We start from the raw sequence: 20085 nt of genomic DNA, 5'->3' as shown, positions 1-20085 counted from the left end.
CCCAGGACCGCGCGATCGGCCTGCAGCGAAATATCTCGTCCGCCTCCGATCGGGCGTGCGACCCTGGAGGCACCGCACGAGAAGAGGAACCGTTGACCGACCCGCAGCCCATCACCCGCGAGACCCACGACGCCCCGCTCGAGCGTTCTGCACAGGACGTGGCCGACGACGTCGTCGCCCGGGTGCTCGCCCGGGCCGGGAGCTCGCTGCACGCCGGTGGGACGGTGCACTCGTCGTACGACGGGGACCAGCTGGAGCTCGAGGAGCGCACGTCGCTGCGCCGCGTCGCCGGCCTCTCCACCGAGCTGCAGGACGTCACCGAGGTCGAGTACCGCCAGCTGCGCCTGGAGAAGGTCGTCCTCGTCGGTGTCTGGGGGTCCGGGTCCGTCACCGACGCCGAGATCTCCCTGCGCGAGCTCGCACAGCTGGCCGAGACGGCCGGCTCGGAGGTGCTCGACGGGTTGCTGCAGCGCCGGCAGAAGCCGGACCCCGGCACCTACCTGGGCTCCGGCAAGGCGTCCGAGCTGGCCGCGCTCGTCGCGGCCGTCGGCGCGGACACCGTCGTCGTCGACGGCGACCTCGCCCCGAGCCAGCGCCGCGCGCTGGAGGACATCGTCCGCGTCAAGGTCATCGACCGGACCGCGCTGATCCTCGACATCTTCGCCCAGCACGCCAAGTCGCGTGAGGGCAAGGCGCAGGTCGAGCTCGCGCAGCTCGAGTACCTGCTGCCACGCCTTCGCGGCTGGGGCGACTCGATGTCCCGGCAGGCCGGTGGCCAGGTCGGCGGCGCCGCCGCAGGCATGGGCTCGCGCGGTCCCGGTGAGACCAAGATCGAGCTCGACCGCCGGCGCATCCGCAACCGCATGGCCAAGCTCCGCCGGGAGATCGCGGCGATGGAGCCCGCCCGCGTGACCAAGCGGACGTCGCGCAAGAAGCACGCGATCCCGTCGGTGGCCATCGCGGGCTACACCAACGCGGGCAAGTCCTCACTGCTCAACCGGCTCACCCAGGCCGGGGTGCTCGTCGAGAACGCCCTGTTCGCCACGCTCGACCCGACCGTCCGGCGCGCGGAGACCGTCGACGGGCGGGTCTACACGCTCGCGGACACCGTCGGCTTCGTCCGGGCCCTCCCGCACCAGCTGGTCGAGGCCTTCCGCTCGACGCTGGAGGAGGTCGCCGACGCCGACCTGATCCTGCACGTGGTCGATGCCTCACACCCCGACCCGGAGGGCCAGATCGCGGCCGTGCGGCACGTCTTCGCGGACATCCCGGGCGCCATGGACGTGCCCGAGATCATCGTGCTCAACAAGGCCGACCTGGCCACGCCCGAGGCGATCGCCCGCCTGCGGTCGCGGGAGGTGCACTCGATCGTCGTGTCGGCGCACACCGGCGAGGGCATCGACGAGCTGCAGGCGCTCGTCGCCGACCAGCTGCCGCGCCCCGGCGTGGCCGTCGACCTCGTCGTGCCCTACCACCGCGGTGACCTGATCAGCCGGGTGCACGAGCACGGCGACATCCAGGCCGAGGAGCACACGGCCGACGGGACGGCGATCCGCGCGCGCGTCGACGCCGGCCTGGCCTCCGAGCTCGAGGCGGCCGCGCTCGCGCGTCCGTGAGCGTCGTCGGCCGCCACTAGGCTGACGCGGTGCCAGACGCCGACCCCTCCGTCGACAAGCTGCTCGACGTCGCGGTCGAGGCGCTCGGCGGCGTCCGTCGTGACGGTCAGCACCAGATGGCGGTGGCCGTCGCGGAGACCATCGACAAGGGCGAGCACCTGCTCGTCCAGGCCGGGACCGGCACCGGCAAGTCGCTCGGGTACCTGGTGCCCGCGCTGCGCCACGCGGTGCTCGAGAACGAGCACGTGGTCGTCTCCACGGCGACGCTCGCGCTGCAGCGGCAGATCATCACGAGGGACCTGCCGCTCGTCGCGAAGGCCCTCGAGCCGCACCTCCCGCGGACGCCGTCGATCGCGCTGCTCAAGGGCTGGCACAACTACCTCTGCGTGCACAAGGTCGCCGGCGGTTACCCCGACGACGACACGGGCACGCTCTTCGACCTCGGCGAGCACGCGGGCGCGGCCGAGCACCCTGCGCCCGCCCGCACGGGTGCGACCGGCCCGACCGAGAGCCTGGGCGAGCAGGTGCTGCGGCTGCGGGAGTGGGCCGACGAGACCGAGACCGGGGACCGCGACGACCTCGTCCCCGGCGTCACGGCGCAGGCCTGGCGGCAGGTCTCGGTCACCTCGCTGGAGTGCCTCGGCGGCAAGTGCCCGATGCTCGCCGAGTGCTTCCCCGAGAAGGCGAAGGCCGCGTCGCGCGAGGCGGACGTGGTCGTCACCAACCACGCGATGCTCGGGATCGCCGCGTCGGGATCGCCCGGCGTCCTGCCCGAGCACCAGGTGCTCGTCGTCGACGAGGCCCACGAGCTCACGGACCGCGTGACCGCCCAGGCGACCTCCGAGCTGTCCGTGGCCACCATCGAGCACGCCGCCCGCCTGGCCCGACGGCACGGCGGGGTCCCGACGACCGACCTGGACGCCGCGAGCCAGGCGCTCGCGACCGTGCTCGTCGGCCTGCCCGAGGCGCGCTTCCGCGACGGACTGCCGCCCGCCGCCCGGGACGCGGTGGCGAGCGTGCGCGACGCCACGCGCGCGCTGCTCAGCGTGCTCAAGCCGGAGTCCGGGCCGAACGCGCCCGCCGAGGGTGGCCGCAAGATGGCCCAGGCGACCATGCTCGCGCTGCACGAGGTGGCCGACCGGATGGCCGCGGACCCCGACGACAACCGGCACACCGTCCTGTGGTGCTCCCGCAGCGAGGACCGCCGCGGCAGCATGCTCACGCGCCTGTACGCCGCCCCGCTCGCCGTCAACGGCCTCATCCGCACCCATCTGCTGGCGGGTCGCTCCGGTGTGCTCACGTCGGCAACCCTCGAGCTCGGCGGCTCGTTCGACCCGATCGCCCGCGCGGTCGGTCTCGAGGTGCGCCCCGACGCCGAGCCGGTCGGACCCACCTCGCTGGCCGGCGCACCGAGCGCCGCGCCCGCCGGGCAGCCCTGGCGCGGGCTCGACGTCGGCAGCCCGTTCGACTACCCGAAGCAGGGGATCCTCTACCTCGCGCGGCACCTGCCGAAGCCCGGGCGCGAGCCGGCCACGGACGCGCAGCTGGACGAGATCGCGGAGCTGGTCACCGCGGCCGGCGGCCGGACGCTCGGCCTGTTCTCGTCGCGCCGCGCGGCGATCGCGGCCGCGGCCGCCATGCGCGAGCGCCTCGACGTCCCGATCCTCGTCCAGGGCGACGACCAGCTGCCGACCCTCGTCTCGCAGTTCATCGCCGACGAGCCCACCTGCCTGTTCGGCACCCTGTCGCTCTGGCAGGGCGTCGACGTCCCCGGCGCCACCTGCCGTCTCGTCATCATCGACCGCATCCCGTTCCCGCGGCCCGACGACCCCGTGACCTCCGCCCGCTCGGACGCGATCGAGGCGGCGGGCGGGAACGGCTTCCTCGCGGTCTCCGCCACCCACGCCGCTCTCCTGCTCGCCCAGGGCGCCGGTCGCCTGATCCGGACCAGCGAGGACCGTGGTGTCGTGGCGGTGCTCGACCCCCGGCTGGCGACCGCCGGCTACGGCAGCTTCCTCACGCGGTCGCTGCCCGACTTCTGGCGGACCACCGACCGCGCCGTGGCCGTCTCCGCGCTGCAGCGGCTCGCCACCGCCGGATAGCCTCGTCGGGTCGACGACCCGGAGGTAAGCAAGATGACCGAGAGCCTGGACATGGAAGACGTCGGCATGGCCCCCTACCGGAGCGCGCGCCGCACGTCGAAGCTCGCGATCGTGGGCGCGGGGGCCGTCGGATCGACGATGGCGTACGCCGCGCTGATGCGCGGGGCCGCCCGCTCGGTGGCCCTGTACGACATCAACGCGGCGAAGGTGCAGGCGGAGGCGCTCGACCTCGGGCACGGCATCCAGTTCATGCCGATGGCGCAGGTGGTCGGTTCCGACGACATCGCGGTGTGCGCGGACGCGGACGTCGTGATGTTCACCGCGGGTGCGAAGCAGAAGCCCGGGCAGTCCCGGATCGAGCTCGCGGAGGCGACCATCGGTCTGGTCCGCAAGGTGCTCCCGGCGCTGGTCGAGGTCGCGCCCGAGGCGGTCTACGTCATGGTGACCAACCCCGTCGACGTCGTCACCTACGCGGCGCTGCAGATCTCCGGGCTGCCGCCCGCCCAGCTGTTCGGCTCGGGCACCGTGCTCGACTCGTCGCGGCTGCGCTACCTGATCGCGCAGCACACGGGCGTCGCCGTGCAGAACGTGCACGCCTACATCGCGGGCGAGCACGGCGACACGGAGCTTCCGCTCTGGGGGTCCGCCAGCATCGGCTCCGTCCCGCTGCTCGAGTGGACCGGGGCCGGCGGGGCCGGTCCGCTCACCGCCGAGGTGCGGGAGAGCATCACGCGCGAGGTGGTCGAGTCGGCGTACCGCATCATCGAGGGCAAGGGCGCGACGAACTACGCGGTGGCGCTGGCCGGGTCGCGGATCATCGAGGCCATCGTCAAGGACGAGGGCCGGGTCCTTCCCGTCTCGTCGTTGCTCGACGACTTCCACGGCATCAGCGACGTGTGCCTGTCGGTGCCCGCCATCGTCGGCGCGCACGGTGTGGGCGAACGCCTGCCCGTACCGCTGTCCGACAGCGAGCTCGCCGGGCTGCGGAAGTCGGCCGACGCGGTGCGCGCGGTCGCCCGGCAGTTCGGATTCTGAGTGAGCTGCCGGGCCGCCCTCGTCGGAGGGTGGCCCGGCAGGCGCGTCAGAGGCTGCGCAGCACGCTGACGACGCGACCGAGGATGGTCGACTCGTCGCCCGGGATCGGCGAGTACGCCGGGTTGTGCGGCATGAGCCAGACGTGGCCGTCGATGCGCTTGAGCGTCTTGACCGTGGCCTCGCCGTCGATCATGGCCGCGACGATCTCGCCCTGCTCCGCCACGGGCTGCCGACGGACCACGACCCAGTCGCCGTCGCAGATCGCGGCGTCGATCATCGAGTCGCCGCTGACCTTGAGCAGGAACAGGTCGCCGTCCCCGACCAGCTGACGGGGGAGCGGGAACACGTCCTCCACCACCTGCTCGGCCAGGATGGGACCGCCCGCCGCGATCCGACCGACGACCGGGACGTAGGACGGGGCCGGCATGCGCTCGCCGTCGGCCTGGTCGGGGAAGTTCGAGCGGCTGCCGTCGGGCGCCGTCCAGGTGCCGACACCGCGCGAGTCGTCTGCGTGCACGACCTCGATGGCGCGGGGGCGGTTGGGGTCCCGGCGCAGGTAGCCCTTGCGCTCGAGCGCGGTGAGCTGGTGCTTGACGCTGGACGGGCTGGTCAGGCCGACGGCCTCGCCGATCTCGCGCATGCTCGGCGGGTACCCGCGGGACTCGACCGACGACCGGATCGTGTCGAGCACCAGCCGCTGACGCGCCGTGAGGCCGTCCGGACCGGGCGCGCTGTCCGGCAGCGCGTGGATCGTCGCCAGGTCCTGCTCGGGCTGGGACGTGTCCCGTGAGTCCGTCACTGCGCTCCTCCTCCGTAGGGCGGCCGCCTCTCGGCCCGCTCCGCCTCCTCCGCCTGCTCCACCCGCGCTCCCGGGCCCGTGACCTGCGCTGACGGGAACCTCCCGGCGGGCGTGTCAGTGGCTCGTGGTGCGCTTGTGCCGCATCGCCAGCCTAGGGATTTCGGGACCGAAGATCAAACATCTGTTCGATCGTGTCTCGACAGTGTCACCGGATGCTGGTAGACATCGTACAGACGTTCGACGAACAGGCGTTCGACGATCAGCGGTACCCCGGGAGCCCGGGCCGAGCAGGAACGAGAGACGTGATGAGCGCGATGGTGATGGGACCGGYGATGCCGACCTTGTCGAGCATGTCGAGCTTCGCGACGCCGAGCACCCGGCCGAGCAGCGCCGGCCGGACGGCCGGCGCGCGTCGGACCGCGGCTGTGAGCCGGGCGGCCGACGCCGGTCGACCCGCAGCGGCGCACCTCCGCCTCACCCCTCGCGGCCGCGCCGTGCTCTGGGTCCTCGCCGCCGTGGTCGTCGCTCTCGTGACGCTGCTCGGCAGCCGCGCCGCCGCCGACGGTCCCGTGGGCGCGCAGGAGGTCGTGCGGCACACGGTCGAGCCGGGGGAGACCCTCTGGGAGATCGCCGCATCGGTCGCGGGCCCGTCCGAGGACGTCCGGGACGTGGTGTTCGACCTGGTCCGTCTCAACGAGCTGCCCGACGCCGGCCTCATGGCCGGTCAGGTCATCGTCGTCCCTGCAGGCTGAGGAGCGACCGCGCCGTCCGGACGGAGTGAAGGCCGAGCGCCGTCAGCCGGCGACGCGGTTGCTACCGTCGGCGTCGCTTGCTAGGTTAGCCTTACCTCACAAGGCGAGCTGGGGGGCTTGCCAGGGGTGCGGGACCCGGGGTGCGGGAGCATCCCGCTCTGGACCCGCAGTATTGCGCGGCGCCGAGGCGAGTCGGCCCGTGACAAGGGACGGGGGCGTCCCCGCGACGGGCGGCCATCGTCGGATGGCCGCCCTTCGTGCATGCTTCGTCGTTCCTCTCGTCGGCTCGCGTGCACGTCAGGGTGCTGGCGCGGGTCGACCTTGCACCGTCGCAGACCGTGGCCTAGCGTCACGGGGGCGTTCCGACGCCATTGCCGCCGGCCGACCTCTCGGCCGGGCGTGCCAGCTCGAAGGGGATCACGGTGCACTGTCCGTTCTGCCGTCACCCGGACTCGCGGGTCGTCGACTCGCGGACCTCGGACGACGGGTCGACCATCCGGCGCCGGCGTCAGTGCCCGCACTGCAACCGTCGCTTCACCACGGTCGAGACCGCCAGCCTCTCGGTGGTCAAGCGGTCCGGGGCCACCGAACCGTTCAGCCGCGAGAAGATCGCCGGCGGGGTGCGCAAGGCCTGCCAGGGCCGCCCGGTGAGCGAGGACGACCTCGCGCTCCTGGCACAGAAGGTCGAGGAGACCCTGCGAGGCGCGGGCTCGGCGGAGATCGACGCCTACGAGATCGGGCTGGCCATCCTGGGACCGCTCCGGGAGCTCGACGAGGTGGCCTACCTGCGGTTCGCCAGCGTGTACCAGGCGTTCGACTCCCTGGAGGACTTCGAGGCCGCGATCACGGTCCTGCGTGCCGAGCGTGACGGCACCGAGGACGACGAGGAGCCCGACGCGACAGTCGAGCCGCAGGACGAGGCCGCCCGCACGACCTGACGGCCGAGCTCCAGCACGCCTCGTCCTCTGTCGGCGGGAGCACGTAGGTTCGTCGGGTGCTTCCCACCGACCTCGAGCTCCTCCATGTCCCCGGTCCGCCCGCCGTCCTTCCCGACGGCACCCGCGCCATCGTCTCGGTCCTCCGGCCCGACCTGACCGGCGACGAGTACACCGGCCACCTCTGGTCGGTCGACCTCGTCGGTGACGAACCTCCGCGCTCCCTGACCCGCGGCCACCGCGACACGGCTCCCGACGTGTCGCCCGACGGCCGGTGGGTGACGTTCCTGCGGGCCGAGCCCGACGGCAAGCCGCAGGTGTTCCTCGTCGAGTCCGCCGGCGGCGAGCCCGTGCAGCTGACCGATGCGCCGCTGGGCGCCGCCGAGCCGCGGTTCTCGCCCGACGGCACGCGGATCTCGTTCGTCGCCCGTGTTCCCGAGTCCGGTCGGTACGAGACGGACGGCAAGCCGGGGGCGGAAGATCCCCGGCACATCACCGAGCTGAAGTACCGCTCCGACGGCGTCGGCTTCCTGCGCGACCGCCCGCAGCACGTGTTCGTCGTCGACGTCCCGGCCGACGGCGAGCGGCCGGCTGCCCTGCCGGACGCCGTCGCTCTGACCGCCGGAGAGGTCGGCGTCTCCGGCGCGCGGTGGCTGCCGTCGGGCGAGGCCCTGGTCGGTGTCTCGTTCCGGCACGCGACGCGCGAGTCGGACCTGCGCAGCGACGCCGTTCTGGTCCGCTCGGCGCCGGACGGCGACCCGGCGGCGCCGGTGCCGCTCACGGACGCCGACGCGGGAAGCCCGCTGGGCGTCGACTCGGTGCTGCCGTCGGCGGACGGCTCGACCCTGTGGCTGCTCGCGAGCGACCTCGGGCCGACCGGCCGGGACTTCGTCGCAGCCCAGACGGGCCTGTACCGGCTCGCGCTCGGCGGAGCGGCCGGTCCTGCGGAACGGCTGACGGACCTGGACGCCGACCAGCTCACCGGTGTGCTCGTCGAGGTCGACGGGGACCCGGTGGTCGGGGTCGAGCGTCGTGGTGCCCAGCACCTGGTGCGCCTCGCGTCCGACGGCACGGCGACGACGCTGGTCGGCGGCACCTTCGTCGTCTCCGGCGCCGCGGTGGCGTCGGGCGCCGCGCGCGCGGTCGTGGTCGCCTCGTCGCCGAACTCCTCCGGCGAGGTGCTGTCGCTCGACCTCGGCACGGGCGCCGTCGACGTGCGCACCGATCTCTCGGCGCCGCTGCGGGCGACGGGTCGCGTGCGCGTGCCGACGGATCTGCTGGCCACCGCGGCGGACGGCTACGAGGTGCACGGATGGGTGGTGACGCCCGACCAGGAGCGGTTCGGCGCGGGCCCCCACCCGACCATCCTCATGATCCACGGCGGTCCGTTCGCCCAGTACACGCACGGGCTCTTCGACGAGGTGCAGGTGCTGGCCGAGGCGGGGTACGCGGTGGTGTTCGGCAACCCGCGCGGGTCGTCGGGCTACGGACGGGCCCACGGGCTCGCCATCCAGGGCGGCTTCGGCACGGTCGACACCGAGGACGTCCTCGCCCTGCTCGGCGCTGCGCTCGAGGATCCCGCGCTCGACGGCGAGCGAGTCGGCGTCATGGGCGGCTCCTACGGCGGGTACCTCACCGCGTGGCTGACCACGCGCACGGACAGGTTCGTCGCGGCGATCGTCGAGCGCGGCTTCCTCGACCCGGTGAGCTTCGTCGGGTCCAGCGACATCGGCTGGTTCTTCGGCACCGCCTACCTCGGGGACACCGCGGACGACGACGGCGCGGCACGGGTGGCGGCGCAGTCGCCGATGGCCCACGTCGGCGCCGTCCGCACCCCGACCCTGGTCATCCACTCCGAGCAGGACTGGCGCTGCCCCGTCGAGCAGGGTCAGCGCTGGTTCGTCGAGCTCAAGCGCCGCGGCGTGGAGGCGGAGCTGCTGCTGTTCCCGGGCGAGGGGCACGAGCTCTCGCGGTCGGGGAACCCGAAGCACCGTCGGGCGCGGTTCGAGCACGTGCTGCGCTGGTGGGAGAAGCACCTCCCCGTGAGCTAGCGGTCGCTCGAGCGCACGCCCCACAGGTTGATGCCGGCATCGACGGCGTGCGGCTCGATCGCCGCGATCTCGGCGTCGGTCAGCGGGGGCAGCGCGACGGCGGCGAGGTTCTCGTCGAGCTGGTCGGTGGTGCGCGCGCCGACCAGCACGGACGTGACGCGCGGGTCGCGGAGCACCCAGGCCAGCGCGAGCTGCGGCAGCGTCCGACCGCCGGCGCGGGCGATCTGGTCGAGGGCACGGACGTGGCCGAGCGCCTCGTCGGTGAGCCACTCGGTGCGCAACGGGCCGCCGCGGGCGGCGCGCGAGTCGGCGGGGACGCCGTGCAGGTACCGCGTGCTGAGCATGCCCTGCGCCAGCGGCGAGAACGCGACGACGGCCATGCCGGCCTCGCCGGAGACCTCGAGCAGGGAGCGCCCGTCGGCGCCCGGCTGCTCGATCCACCGGTTGAGCATCGAGTACGCGGGCTGGTGCACGGTCAGCCGCAGACCGAGCGACCGGGCCACGGTCAGCGCCTCGGCCGTCCGTTCGGCGGAGTACGACGAGATCCCCGCGTACCGAGCCTTTCCCGACCGGACGGCGCGGTCGAGGGCGCCGAGCGTCTCCTCGAGCGGCGTGGTCGGGTCGAACCGGTGGCTGTAGAACACGTCCACGCTGTCGAGGCCGAGCCGGCGCAGCGACTGGTCGAGCGACGCGCGCAGGTACTTGGCGGAGCCGTGCTCGCCGTACGGCCCGGGCCAGGCGCGGTAGCCGGCCTTCGTGGTGATCAGGAGCTCGTCGCGACGACCGCGCAGGTCACGGGCCAGCAGCCGGCCCACCGACTCCTCGGCGGCGAACGGCGGAGGGCCGTAGTTGTTGGCGAGGTCGAGGTGCACGACGCCGCGGTCGACCGCGTGCAGCACGAGCCGGCGCTGGTCCTCGAACGGTGTCGCCGCGCCGAAGTTCTGCCAGAGGCCCAGGGAGACGACCGGCCAGGACAGGCCGCCGGCGTCMCGGCTGGCGAGGGAGCGGGCGTCGGGCACGCTCCGACGCTACCCGGGGTGAGAAGAGGTGGCRCCACGGGCGGGAGTCGGTCAGGCTGGGCGGGTCGCGGGCGCAGACGTCCGTCGGCAGACTGCACCGCATCGACAGGAGACGCCATGGCGAAGGACGAAGGAACGGCGACCACGGAGGCGGCGGTGACCGAGGACACGAAGGCGAAGTTCCGCGAGGCGCTCGAGCGCAAGAAGTCGAACCAGCACCGGACCGCGGACGGCTCGGCCAACACCGGTCAGGTCCACGGCTCCGAGACCGCGGGACCGTCGCAGCGGCGCTTCCAGCGCAAGTCCGGCTCCGCCTGACAGGACACATGCTCCGCCTGACGGACACAGCAGCAGGGCCCGACCGCACGCGGTCGGGCCCTTCCTGCATGAGGACCGTCAGGACAGCAGGCGCAACCGCACGGACTCGGGCCGCGACGACAGGGCCTCGACGACCGCGGCGTCGACGGGCGCACCGGCGTCGGTGACCACGTAGCCGAGCTCCCCGCGGGTGGTGAGCAGCTGACCCTCGATGTTCACGCCGTGCTCGGCGAGCGTCGCGTTGACCGCGGCCAGCACGCCGGGCACGTTGCGGTGCAGGTACGCGAGGCGGTGCACGCCGGGCCGCTGCTCGAGCGCGAGGTTGGGCAGGTTGACGCTCAGTGTGGTGGAGCCGGTGGCCAGGTAGTCGCGGACCTTGTTGGACACGAACTGCCCGATGGCCTCCTGCGCCTCCTCGGTCGATCCGCCCGTGTGCGGCGTGAGGATGACGTTGGGCAGCCCGCGCAGCTCCGACTCGAACGGGTCGCCCTTGCGCTTGGGCTCCACGGGGAACACGTCGACGGCCGCTCCGGCCACGTGGCCGGAGACGATGGCGTCGCGCAGCGAGGCGTAGTCGACGACGAACCCGCGCGAGAGGTTGAGGAACACCGCGCCCGGGCGCATCCGCGCGAACTGCTTGGCACCGAAGAGGCCGGCGTTGCCGCTGCGACCGTCGACGTGCAGCGTGACGATGTCCGCCGTCTCGAGCAGCTCGTCGAGCGTGTCCATGCGGCGCGCGTTGCCCAGCGCGAGCTTCTCGGCCGTGTCGTAGAACACGACGGACATGCCGAGGTTCTCGGCCAGCACCGACAGCTGGGTGCCGATGTTGCCGTAGCCGATGATCCCGAGCGTGCGGCCGCGGATCTCGTGCGCGCCGGTGGCCGACTTGTTCCAGATCCCGTCGTGCATGGCGCGGTCGAGCTCGGTCTGACGACGGGTCAGCGAGATGATGTCCGCGATCGCGATCTCCACCACGGAGCGGGTGTTGGAGAACGGCGCGTTGAACGTGGCCACCCCCCGCGACGCCGCCTCGGCGAGGTCGATCTGGTTGGTGCCGATGCAGTAAGCGCCGATGGTCACCAGGGAGGGCGCCTGCGCGAGCACCTCGGCGGTCACGTGCGTCTTGGAGCGGATGCCCAGCAGGTGCACGCCGTCGAGCGCCTCGATCAGCTCGGCCTCGTCGAGCGCCCCGGTGCGGGTCGTCACGTCGAAGCCGGCCGTCTCGAGGATCGAGCGAGCCTGGGGGTGGAGGTTCTCGAGCAGCAGGGCCTTCAGCACGCCCCTATGGTGCGCCTCGCGGCTCCCGGGGCCCAGACCGGTCCGGCCCTCGGACACGCGTGAGACGCCGCTGTCAGCCCTCGACGCCCCAGCCGCGGGGGAGCGGGCGGTCGTGGAATACGTGCAGGGCGCGCGTCGGTCGGGTCATCGCCACATACAGGTCGCCGGCGCTCGCGTCGCTCACCTCGGCCGGCTCCACCAGCACCACGACGTCGAACTCGAGCCCCTTGGCCTCCCGCGGGGTCAGCACGACCAGCGGTGCGTCGAGGTCGGCGGCGCTGGACCCGGTCCCGAGCGCGGGCCGCAGACCCGCCGCACGCAGGGCGTCCGCGATCGCCTCGAGCCGGGCGTCGACGGCGATCACCGCGATGCGCCCGGCGCCCGAGGAGTCGCTGACCTCGGCCACGAGCTTCTCCGTGCGCTCGGTGACGGCGCCGACGACGTCGGCGGTGCGCTCGACGACCAGGGAGTCGTCGACGTCCCGCGCCGACGTCAGCGGGCTCACCGGCAGGCCGGCCGCGACGGCGACCCGGCGTGCCGTGTCGGCCACCTCGGCGGGCGTCCGGTAGTTCACGGTCAGCTCGTTGAGCCGCCACGACGTGCGCAGCACGGGATCCAGCTGGGCCGCCCAGCTGTGCGCGCCGGCCGTCGCGGTGGTCTGCGCGACGTCGCCGACGATGGTCAGCGACCTCGTCGGCACCCGCCGCAGGAGCGAGCGCCACGCCATCGCGGACAGCTCCTGCGCCTCGTCCACGACGACGTGCCCGTACGTCCACGAGCGGTCGGCGGCCGCACGCTCGGCGGTGGTCAGCGTCGGGCCGGTGACCGCGAACCGGTCCGCCAGCATCTCCGCGGACACCATGCCGCCGCTGCCCGTCGACTCGAGCACCTGCCGGGCGTACGCGAGCTCGGACGCGCGGCGCTCGGACGCGGCACGGGCCTCGGCGCGGGCGGCCTGGTCGTCCTCGCCCAGCAGCTCCGCGGCCTCGTCCAGCAGCGGGACGTCGGCCGGGGTCCACGGGGCGTCCGCGTCGCGCACCAGCATCGCGCGCTGCTGCGGCGTGAGCTGCGGGGCCGCGGAGGCGAGCCGGTGCGGCTTGGACCACAGGTCCGCGACGAGCTTCTGCGGCGTGATCGGCATCCACGCGAGGTTGAGCGCCACGCGGATCTCGCGGGTGGTCCGCAGCTCCTCGATGATCTCGCCGCGCTCGTCGGCAGGCACGTCCCCGCCCAGCTGGACGACGTACTGCTCGGCGAGCCGGGCCAGCATGTCGCGCACGAACGAGACGCGCGCCTGGTTGTGCGGCTTGTGGTTGCGGCGGGCGCGGGCCATGGCGGCCGCGATGTCGTTCGGTCGGACGACCAGGTCGTGCCCGTCGACGCGCACCTGCACCGGCTGCGTCGGGATCCGCTCACGGTCGCGTACCGCGCGGGCGATGACGCCGCCCCACAGGGCGCGGCCCTTGAGCTCCGCGACGGCCTCGTCCTCGGTGGCGGTCGCCTGGATGCCGGGATACAGCTCCGCGACGGTCGTCGTGACGACGCCCGTCTCGCCGAGCGACGGCAGCACCTGGTCGATGTACCGCAGGAAGGTGCGGCTGGGGCCGACGAGCAGCACGCCGGAGCGCTCGAGCATGCGGCGGTGCGCGTACAGCAGGTAGGCGGCGCGGTGCAGCGCGACGGCGGTCTTGCCCGTGCCGGGCCCGCCCTGGACCACGAGTGCGCCGCCGAGCTCGGAGCGGATGATCGCGTCCTGCTCGCCCTGGATGGTCGCGACGATGTCGCCCATCCGGCCCGTGCGTCCGGCCGCCAGGCCCGCCAGGAGCGCGCCCTCGCCGGACAGCCCGCTCAGCCGCTCGCCCGAGTCGTCCGTCAGCAGGTCGAGGTCGAGGACCTCGTCCTCCACGCTGGTCACCGTGCGGCCGCGCGTCACCACGTGGCGACGGCGGACGACGCCGTCCGGGTGCGCCGCGGTCGCACGGTAGAACGCCTGCGCCGCCGGTGCCCGCCAGTCGGTCAGGAGCTGCGACTGCTCCTCGTCGGTCAGCCCGAGCCGCCCGATGTAGCGGCGCGAGTCGTCGTCGAGGTCGAGCCGACCGAAGACGAGACGCTCCTCGACGGCTTCGAGCTGCGCGATGCGGTCCTCGTAGAGCGTGGCGAAAGCATCCCGCTCGCTGCGGTTCTGCGGCGAGCCCGACGGCCCCTCGCGGCGGACTTCCGCCAGCCGCGCCCGCACCTGAGCTCGCAGGTCGTCGAGCCGCCCGTACAGCTGGTCGACGACCTGCTGCTCACCGGTCAGCTCGTTGTCCATGCCTGCCACCTGGGCGATCTCCGTTCCGCCGGGGCGACCCGGCCGTGCGTTGCGTCTCCCGCGACCGCGGCCGAGGGACGGCGCGGCGGGCGGAGCGGCCGTCCATTATCCGTTGTCCGCGGCCCGGTTGCACACGTCCGTCCGGGTGGGTCCGGGCCCGCAGCGGGTGAGATGGCGCGCGGGGGTGGGGCGCGCACCCTACGCTTCGGGGGACCTGTCGAGCAGTGGCGGGCGAGCGGCCGGAAGGAGGCCCGTTGAGCGAGGCACGCACCGTGGCGCCCCGGGACCCGGTCACCGCCGCCGCGCCGATCCGCCTGCTGCTCGTCGAGGACGACGAGGGCGACGCGGTCCTGGTGCGCGAGCACCTCGACGACGCCGGCCTGCGCGTCCACCTGTCCTGGGTCCGGACGCTGGACGAGGCGATCGACGCCCTGGACGTCGACGTCGTGCTGCTCGACCTCGGCCTGCCGGACGCGATCGGCATCGACGCCCTCGAGCGGCTGCTCGCCGCCGGCGCTCCTGCGGTCGTGGTCCTCACCGGACTGTCCGGTACCGACGTCGGCCTGGCGGCCGTGGCGGCGGGCGCCCAGGACTACCTGGTCAAGGGCGAGGTCGACGGTGAGCTGCTGGGGCGGTCGATCCGGTACGCCATCCAGCGCCGTCGCCTCGAGGACACGGACCGCGCCCTGTACCGCAGCCTGATCCGTGCCGAGGAGGTCAACCGGCTCGAGCGAGCGCTGCTCCCGACGCCGTCCGTCGTGGACCACCAGCTCGAGGTGCGGGTGGGCTACCGGGCAGGACGCGACGGCGTGCTGGGCGGCGACTTCTACGACGTCGTCGAGCGCTCGGACGGCTCGGTCCTGGCGCTCGTCGGCGACGTCTGCGGGCACGGGCCCGACGAGGCCGCGCTGGGTGCCACGCTCCGCACGGCCTGGCGGACCCTGGTCCTCGCGGAGGTGCCGACCGTGCAGATCCTCGGCCTGCTCGAGAGGGTCCTGATGTCCGAGCGTGCCCGGCCGGAGATCTTCACCACCGTCTCGATGCTCGACGTCGCGGCGGACCGCGGCTCGGTCGACCTGTACCTGGCCGGCCACCCGGTGCCGCTGCTGCTGGGGACGCCCTCGACGCTGCTGCCCACGCACGGCCGCGGTCGTGCGCTCGGCATCCCGGTCAGCGGCGGCTGGGAGCCGGTGCGCCTCGAGCTCCCCGCGTCGTGGCGCATTCTGCTGTACACCGACGGTGTCCTCGAGGCCACGGTCGCCGGCGGCTCGGACCGCGTGGGCAAGACGGGTCTGCTCCGCATCGTCGACGGGGCGGTCAGCGCGGCGCCGCAGGCGGAGCTGGTCGACCGCGTGCTGCACGACGTCCGCGCGCTCCACGGCGGCGACCTCGTCGACGATGCCGCCGTCGTGGTCCTCGGATGGTCTGCGTGAGCGCTGGCACGACGCCCGTGCGGCGTCCCACGACCCTGCGCCGGCGCCTGCGCACGCTCATCGTGGCCGCCGGCGCGGCCCTCGTCGTCGTCGTCCTCGGCACCGCGTTCGTGCTGGTCCGGCTCGTCGATCGCCAGGAAGCGGTCACCCAGACGTACTTCGACGCCATCACGCTCGCCGACGGTGCCTACATCCAGCTCATCGACGCCGAGACCGCGATCCGCGGCTTCGCGCTCACGGGCGACCCGATCACCCTCGAGCCCTACGACCGTGCCATCGCCGACGACCTCCCGTTCCGCAGCCTGGCGGCCGACGCCGCCCAGGGGGACGACGAGGAGGTCGCGGACGCCGCGCAGGCCGCGGCCGACGCCGCCCGGGCCTGGAACGAGGATTTCGCCGCCCCGGTGATGGCCGAGGTCCGCGCCGGCGGCAAGGGCGCGGTGTCGGCCGACGAGATCGAGCAGGGCCGGATGCTCTTCGACCAGGCGCGCGTGGCCGCCGAGGGCTACACGAACCTGTTGCGCGAGCGCCGTGCCGACGCCCTCGACGAGCTGCACGTGTGGACCACGATCGCGGGCGCCACCGTCGGTCTGCTCGTCCTGGCGGCCGTCGCCCTGGGTGTCTCCTTGTGGGTGACGCTGCGCCGCTGGATCCTCGAACCCCTCGACGCGCTGGCCACCGATGCGCGAGCGGTGTCGTCGGGTGACCTGCTGCACCCCGTCGAGACCGTCGGACCGGGGGAGATCGCCGCGCTCGCGGGCGACGTCGAGCGGATGCGGGTGGCGCTCGTCGACCAGCTGCAGGTTCTGCAGGCCTCGCGCACTGAGCTCGAGACGGCCCACGACCTGCTCACCGAGCAGACCGAGGAGCTGCGCCGCTCCAACCGGGACCTCGAGCAGTTCGCGTACGTCGCCTCGCACGACCTGCAGGAGCCGTTGCGCAAGATCGCGAGCTTCACGCAGCTTCTGCAGAAGCGCTACGGCGGGCAGATGGACGAGCGCGCCGACCAGTACATCGGGTTCGCGGTCGACGGCGCCAAGCGCATGCAGCAGCTCATCCAGGACCTCCTGGGCTTCTCGCGCGTCGGGCGGGTCGGTGGCGAGGTCACCGACGTCGACCTCGGCGCGGCGCTCGCGGGCGCGCTCGACAACCTCAGCGAGGCGGTCACGGAGTCCGGTGCGGTGGTGACGCACGACGAGCTCCCGGTGGTGCGGGGGGAGGAGCCGCTGCTGGTCCAGCTCTTCCAGAACCTCGTCGGGAACGCCGTCAAGTTCCGCCACCCCGACCGTGCGCCGACGGTCCACCTCAGCGCGCGGCGCGTGGGAGAATCCTGGGAGCTCGAGTGTCGAGACAACGGCATCGGGATCGACCCGCAGTACGCGGAACGGGTGTTCGTCATCTTCCAGCGTCTGCACGCMAAGGACGTCTACGAGGGCACCGGCATCGGGCTCTCGTTGTGCAAGAAGATCGTCGAGTTCCACGGCGGTCGCATCTGGATCGAGCAGCCCGACGGCGTCGGCACCAGCATCCACTGGACCCTGCCCGCTGCCGACGACCACGCCTGAAACGGAGAGCCCCAGTGCCCAACAGCACCAAGATCATCGACGTCCTCCTGGTCGAGGACGACCCCGGTGACGTGCTGATGACCCGGGAGGCGTTCGAGGACAACAAGCTCCGCAACCGCCTGTCGGTGGTCTCGGACGGCGTCAGCGCGCTGGAGTTCCTCCGCAAGGAGGGCGAGCACGCCGAGGCCCCCACGCCCGACCTGATCCTGCTCGACCTCAACCTGCCCCGGATGGACGGCCGCGAGGTCCTGCAGGCCCTCAAGGCCGACGCGGGTCTGCGGTCCATCCCCGTCGTCGTGCTGACCACGTCGGAGGCGGAGGAGGACGTCGTGCGCAGCTATTCGCTGCACGCGAACGCCTACGTCACCAAGCCCGTCGACTTCGACCGGTTCATCGAGGTCGTGCGCCAGATCGACGAGTTCTTCGTCGAGGTCGTCCGGCTCCCCGGTCGCTGACCCGGGAAGAACTCGTCGGGGGTGGGCGTTGTCCCCGGTAACCCGGACCGGACGGAAGTGAGCGGACACCCATGCTGAACCCGAGCGAGATCTACGACGTCGACCCTGAGGTCGCCGCCCAGGTCGAGGCGCGGACCGTGAACGGCGCCGGCCCCGTCCTCGTGCACGCCGTGCGTGGCTTCGTCGACGCAGGCAATGCCGGTCAGCTGGCCGCGGAGCACCTGGTCGACGAGCTGCCCACCACGCGCCTGGCGACGTTCGACGTCGACCAGCTGCTCGACTACCGCTCGCGGCGGCCCGTCATGACGTTCGACCAGTCGACGTGGTCCTCGTACACCGAGCCCGAGCTGGTCGTCGACCTGGTGCAGGACGCGAGCGGCGTGCCGTTCCTGCTCCTGCACGGCGTCGAGCCCGACGTGCAGTGGGAGCGGTACGTGGCGGCCGTGCGGCAGATCGTCGAGCGGTTCGACGTCCCGCTGACGGTGGGCGTGCACGGGATCCCGATGGGCATCCCGCACACGCGCCCGCTGTCGGTCACGGCGCACGCGACCCGGCCCGAGCTGGTCGCCGACCACACCTCGTGGTTCGGCACGGTGCAGGTGCCCGCCAGCGCGAGCGCCCTGCTCGAGCTGCGGCTGGGTCAGTCGGGGCACGATGCGGTGGGTTTCGCGGTGCACGTGCCGCACTACCTCGCGCAGTCGGCCTTCCCGCAGGCCAGCCAGGCGGCGCTGACAAACGTGGAGCGCGCGACGGGCCTCGACCTGCAGGTCGGGTCGCTCACGGCGGCGGCCGACGAGGCCATGCAGGAGATCCAGCGTCAGGTGACCGGGTCGGAGGACGTGGCCGCGGTCGTGCACGCGCTCGAGGAGCAGTACGACTCGTTCACCCGCAACATCGGCCGGACCAGCCTGCTGGCGGGGTCCACGGACCTGCCGACGGCCGACGAGCTGGGCGCCGAGTTCGAGCGCTTCCTGGCCCAGCAGGGCGACGAGGGCCCCGCGATCTGACGCTCGTCTTTACCAGATCGTTGTCAAACCCTGTGCGCCGGAAGAGCGAAACCGTGGCGCGGCCCGCGCGCCCGATGTAAGGATGCACACGTTGCAGTGACGTACTCGCTCGACCGGCGTCGTCCCCCGGACCACAGGCTCGGGGGTCGGTTCCGACCCGTCGTTCGTTCGGCTGGGCCACCCGGTGCAGGGACGTGAGGCATTGCGGCACGGCGCAGGCAGACGGTCCGCGCCGTCACCGGTTGGACAGAAGGAAAACGAACATGGCACAGGGTGCTGTCAAGTGGTTCAACGCTGAGAAGGGCTTCGGCTTCATCGCCCAGGACGGCGGCGGCGCCGACGTCTTCGTCCACTACTCCGCGATCGACTCCTCGGGCTACCGCAGCCTCGACGAGGGCCAGCGCGTCGAGTTCGAGATCACGCAGGGCGCCAAGGGCCCCCAGGCCGAGAGCGTCCGCCCGATCTGATCATCTGATCGCGAAGGGCCGCACCCGCTCGGGTGCGGCCCTTCGTCATGCCTCCGGGTCGGCCAGGACGGGGGCCCTCCCGACGAACGCCGTGGCCTCGTCCCCGTGCAGCAGCCGGGCCGGCGCGGGCAGGCTCCGGATGGCGCGCGCCAGCCGTGGCGCGCCCAGCAGCTCGGTGTCGTCGGTCGCGGCGAGCACGAGGTTGCCGTAGCCGCGGCCCCGCAGGAGCCCGGGCTCGGCGACGACGGCCACGTCGGCGAAGGTCGCCCGCAGCGTCGCGACCTCCGCCCGCGCCGCCGCCAGGGGCGGCCGGTCGGCGCAGTTGACGAGGTAGACGCCTCCGGGGCGCAGGACGCGCGCGACGTGCGCGACCATCTCCCGCGTGCGCACGTGGGCCGGCGTGCTGTCGCCGGCGAACACGTCCCGGACGATGACGTCCGCCGACGAGTCGGCCAGCTTCTCGAGCTCCGCGCGCGCGTCGCCGGCGCGGATCCGCAGCGCGGGGGAGCGCGGCAGGTCGAACCACCCGCGGACGAGCTCCGTCAGCGTCGCGTCGAGCTCGACCGCCAGCTGCCGCGAACCGGGCCGTGATGCGTCGACCGCGCGGGCGAGCGCGCACCCCGCGGCGCCGAGGTGCACCACGTCGAGCGGGCCACCCGCGTCGCCGACCCGCTCGATCACCGCGGCCATCTGCTGCATGTACTCGAAGTCGAGCCGGGTGGGGTCGACCAGGTCGAGGTAGGAGCTGGGCACGCCGTTGACCAGGACCGTCACCCCGTCGGGGTCGTCGGGGTCGCGGACCAGCTCGACCGTGCCCGTGGCGATCGGCAGGGGTCCCGTGGGCCACAGCGCGCGGGCGGCGGTCCGTGTGGGTGGTCGGTGCGAGCCTGGGCTGCGTCGGGCGGAGCGGTCGCGGGCGGCCATGGGCACACGCTACGGCGC

The 20085-nt window shown here is 73.2% G+C and carries 17 protein-coding genes; 12 read left to right on the top strand and 5 right to left on the bottom strand.

Annotation, left to right across the window (positions count from 1 at the left end; genetic code table 11):
* Window positions 1–92: 92 nt before the first annotated feature.
* The 3 genes from hflX to ACXJKA_RS11070 are packed head-to-tail and all read left to right on the top strand — an operon-like array spanning window position 93 to window position 4753.
* Window positions 93–1616, top strand: a complete 1524-nt coding sequence (gene hflX, locus ACXJKA_RS11080; RefSeq protein ID WP_456825256.1) for a GTPase HflX — start codon at window positions 93–95, stop codon at window positions 1614–1616.
* A 29-nt stretch (window positions 1617–1645) separates the two neighbouring features.
* Window positions 1646–3718 (top strand): ATP-dependent DNA helicase, encoded by a 2073-nt coding sequence (locus ACXJKA_RS11075; RefSeq protein ID WP_456825255.1) that lies wholly within the window; start codon window positions 1646–1648, stop codon window positions 3716–3718.
* A gap of 33 nt (window positions 3719–3751) precedes the next feature.
* Window positions 3752–4753, top strand: a complete 1002-nt coding sequence (locus ACXJKA_RS11070; protein WP_456825254.1) for an L-lactate dehydrogenase — start codon at window positions 3752–3754, stop codon at window positions 4751–4753.
* A 46-nt stretch (window positions 4754–4799) separates the two neighbouring features.
* Here ACXJKA_RS11070 and lexA read toward each other — a convergent pair whose 3' ends face one another.
* On the bottom strand, window positions 4800–5552 hold the full coding sequence (gene lexA / locus ACXJKA_RS11065) for a transcriptional repressor LexA (RefSeq protein ID WP_456825253.1): 753 nt from the start codon (window positions 5550–5552) through the stop codon (window positions 4800–4802).
* Between the two features lie 350 nt (window positions 5553–5902).
* Between lexA and ACXJKA_RS11060 the strand changes: the two genes are divergently transcribed.
* The 3 genes from ACXJKA_RS11060 to ACXJKA_RS11050 all read left to right on the top strand — a co-directional run bounded on the left by ACXJKA_RS11060 (window position 5903) and on the right by ACXJKA_RS11050 (window position 9290).
* Window positions 5903–6304 (top strand): LysM peptidoglycan-binding domain-containing protein, encoded by a 402-nt coding sequence (locus tag ACXJKA_RS11060; RefSeq protein WP_456825252.1) that lies wholly within the window; start codon window positions 5903–5905, stop codon window positions 6302–6304.
* Between the two features lie 422 nt (window positions 6305–6726).
* Window positions 6727–7242 carry a transcriptional regulator NrdR gene (gene nrdR / locus ACXJKA_RS11055; protein WP_456825251.1) on the top strand — a complete coding sequence of 172 codons (516 nt, stop codon included), beginning with the start codon at window positions 6727–6729 and terminating at the stop codon, window positions 7240–7242.
* 56 nt (window positions 7243–7298) lie between these two features.
* Window positions 7299–9290 (top strand): S9 family peptidase, encoded by a 1992-nt coding sequence (locus ACXJKA_RS11050; protein WP_456825250.1) that lies wholly within the window; start codon window positions 7299–7301, stop codon window positions 9288–9290.
* On the opposite strand, the gene ACXJKA_RS11045 is transcribed toward ACXJKA_RS11050, so the two are convergent.
* Window positions 9287–10309: an aldo/keto reductase gene (locus ACXJKA_RS11045; protein ID WP_456825249.1), complete on the bottom strand. Its 1023-nt coding sequence runs from the start codon at window positions 10307–10309 to the stop codon at window positions 9287–9289. The genes ACXJKA_RS11050 and ACXJKA_RS11045 overlap by 4 nt on opposite strands.
* A gap of 117 nt (window positions 10310–10426) precedes the next feature.
* Here ACXJKA_RS11045 and ACXJKA_RS11040 point away from each other — a divergent pair, with 117 nt between their 5' ends.
* Window positions 10427–10627: a DUF5302 domain-containing protein gene (locus ACXJKA_RS11040; protein ID WP_456825248.1), complete on the top strand. Its 201-nt coding sequence runs from the start codon at window positions 10427–10429 to the stop codon at window positions 10625–10627.
* Window positions 10628–10705: 78 nt separating this feature from the next.
* Here ACXJKA_RS11040 and serA read toward each other — a convergent pair whose 3' ends face one another.
* Both serA and ACXJKA_RS11030 read right to left on the bottom strand, forming a co-directional pair.
* On the bottom strand, window positions 10706–11905 hold the full coding sequence (gene serA / locus ACXJKA_RS11035) for a phosphoglycerate dehydrogenase (protein ID WP_456825247.1): 1200 nt from the start codon (window positions 11903–11905) through the stop codon (window positions 10706–10708).
* 73 nt (window positions 11906–11978) lie between these two features.
* Complete coding sequence (locus ACXJKA_RS11030) at window positions 11979–14225, bottom strand: HelD family protein (protein WP_456825246.1); 2247 nt, start codon at window positions 14223–14225, stop codon at window positions 11979–11981.
* Between the two features lie 245 nt (window positions 14226–14470).
* Between ACXJKA_RS11030 and ACXJKA_RS11025 the strand changes: the two genes are divergently transcribed.
* From ACXJKA_RS11025 to ACXJKA_RS11005, 5 genes are all read left to right on the top strand, one after another.
* The gene (locus tag ACXJKA_RS11025) at window positions 14471–15649 is read left to right on the top strand and encodes a PP2C family protein-serine/threonine phosphatase (protein WP_456825245.1); all 1179 of its coding nucleotides are present in this window, start codon (window positions 14471–14473) and stop codon (window positions 15647–15649) included.
* Window positions 15646–17214 (top strand): sensor histidine kinase, encoded by a 1569-nt coding sequence (locus tag ACXJKA_RS11020; protein WP_456825244.1) that lies wholly within the window; start codon window positions 15646–15648, stop codon window positions 17212–17214. Before ACXJKA_RS11025 ends, ACXJKA_RS11020 begins: the two co-directional genes overlap by 4 nt.
* A gap of 77 nt (window positions 17215–17291) precedes the next feature.
* A complete protein-coding gene (locus tag ACXJKA_RS11015; RefSeq protein WP_456825311.1) occupies window positions 17292–17669 on the top strand; it encodes a response regulator in 378 nt (125 codons plus the stop codon).
* 71 nt (window positions 17670–17740) lie between these two features.
* Window positions 17741–18676 carry a proteasome assembly chaperone family protein gene (locus tag ACXJKA_RS11010; RefSeq protein WP_456825243.1) on the top strand — a complete coding sequence of 312 codons (936 nt, stop codon included), beginning with the start codon at window positions 17741–17743 and terminating at the stop codon, window positions 18674–18676.
* A gap of 263 nt (window positions 18677–18939) precedes the next feature.
* Window positions 18940–19143 (top strand): cold-shock protein, encoded by a 204-nt coding sequence (locus ACXJKA_RS11005; protein WP_055921997.1) that lies wholly within the window; start codon window positions 18940–18942, stop codon window positions 19141–19143.
* Window positions 19144–19188: 45 nt separating this feature from the next.
* Here the strand turns inward: ACXJKA_RS11005 and ACXJKA_RS11000 are convergent, their stop codons facing one another.
* On the bottom strand, window positions 19189–20067 hold the full coding sequence (locus ACXJKA_RS11000) for a spermidine synthase (protein WP_456825242.1): 879 nt from the start codon (window positions 20065–20067) through the stop codon (window positions 19189–19191).
* Window positions 20068–20085: the final 18 nt, after the last annotated feature.

Source organism: Cellulomonas sp. P5_E12 (assembly GCF_054049315.1).
Note: the sequence above shows the minus strand (reverse complement) of the source record. Positions and strands in the feature narration are given on the sequence as shown.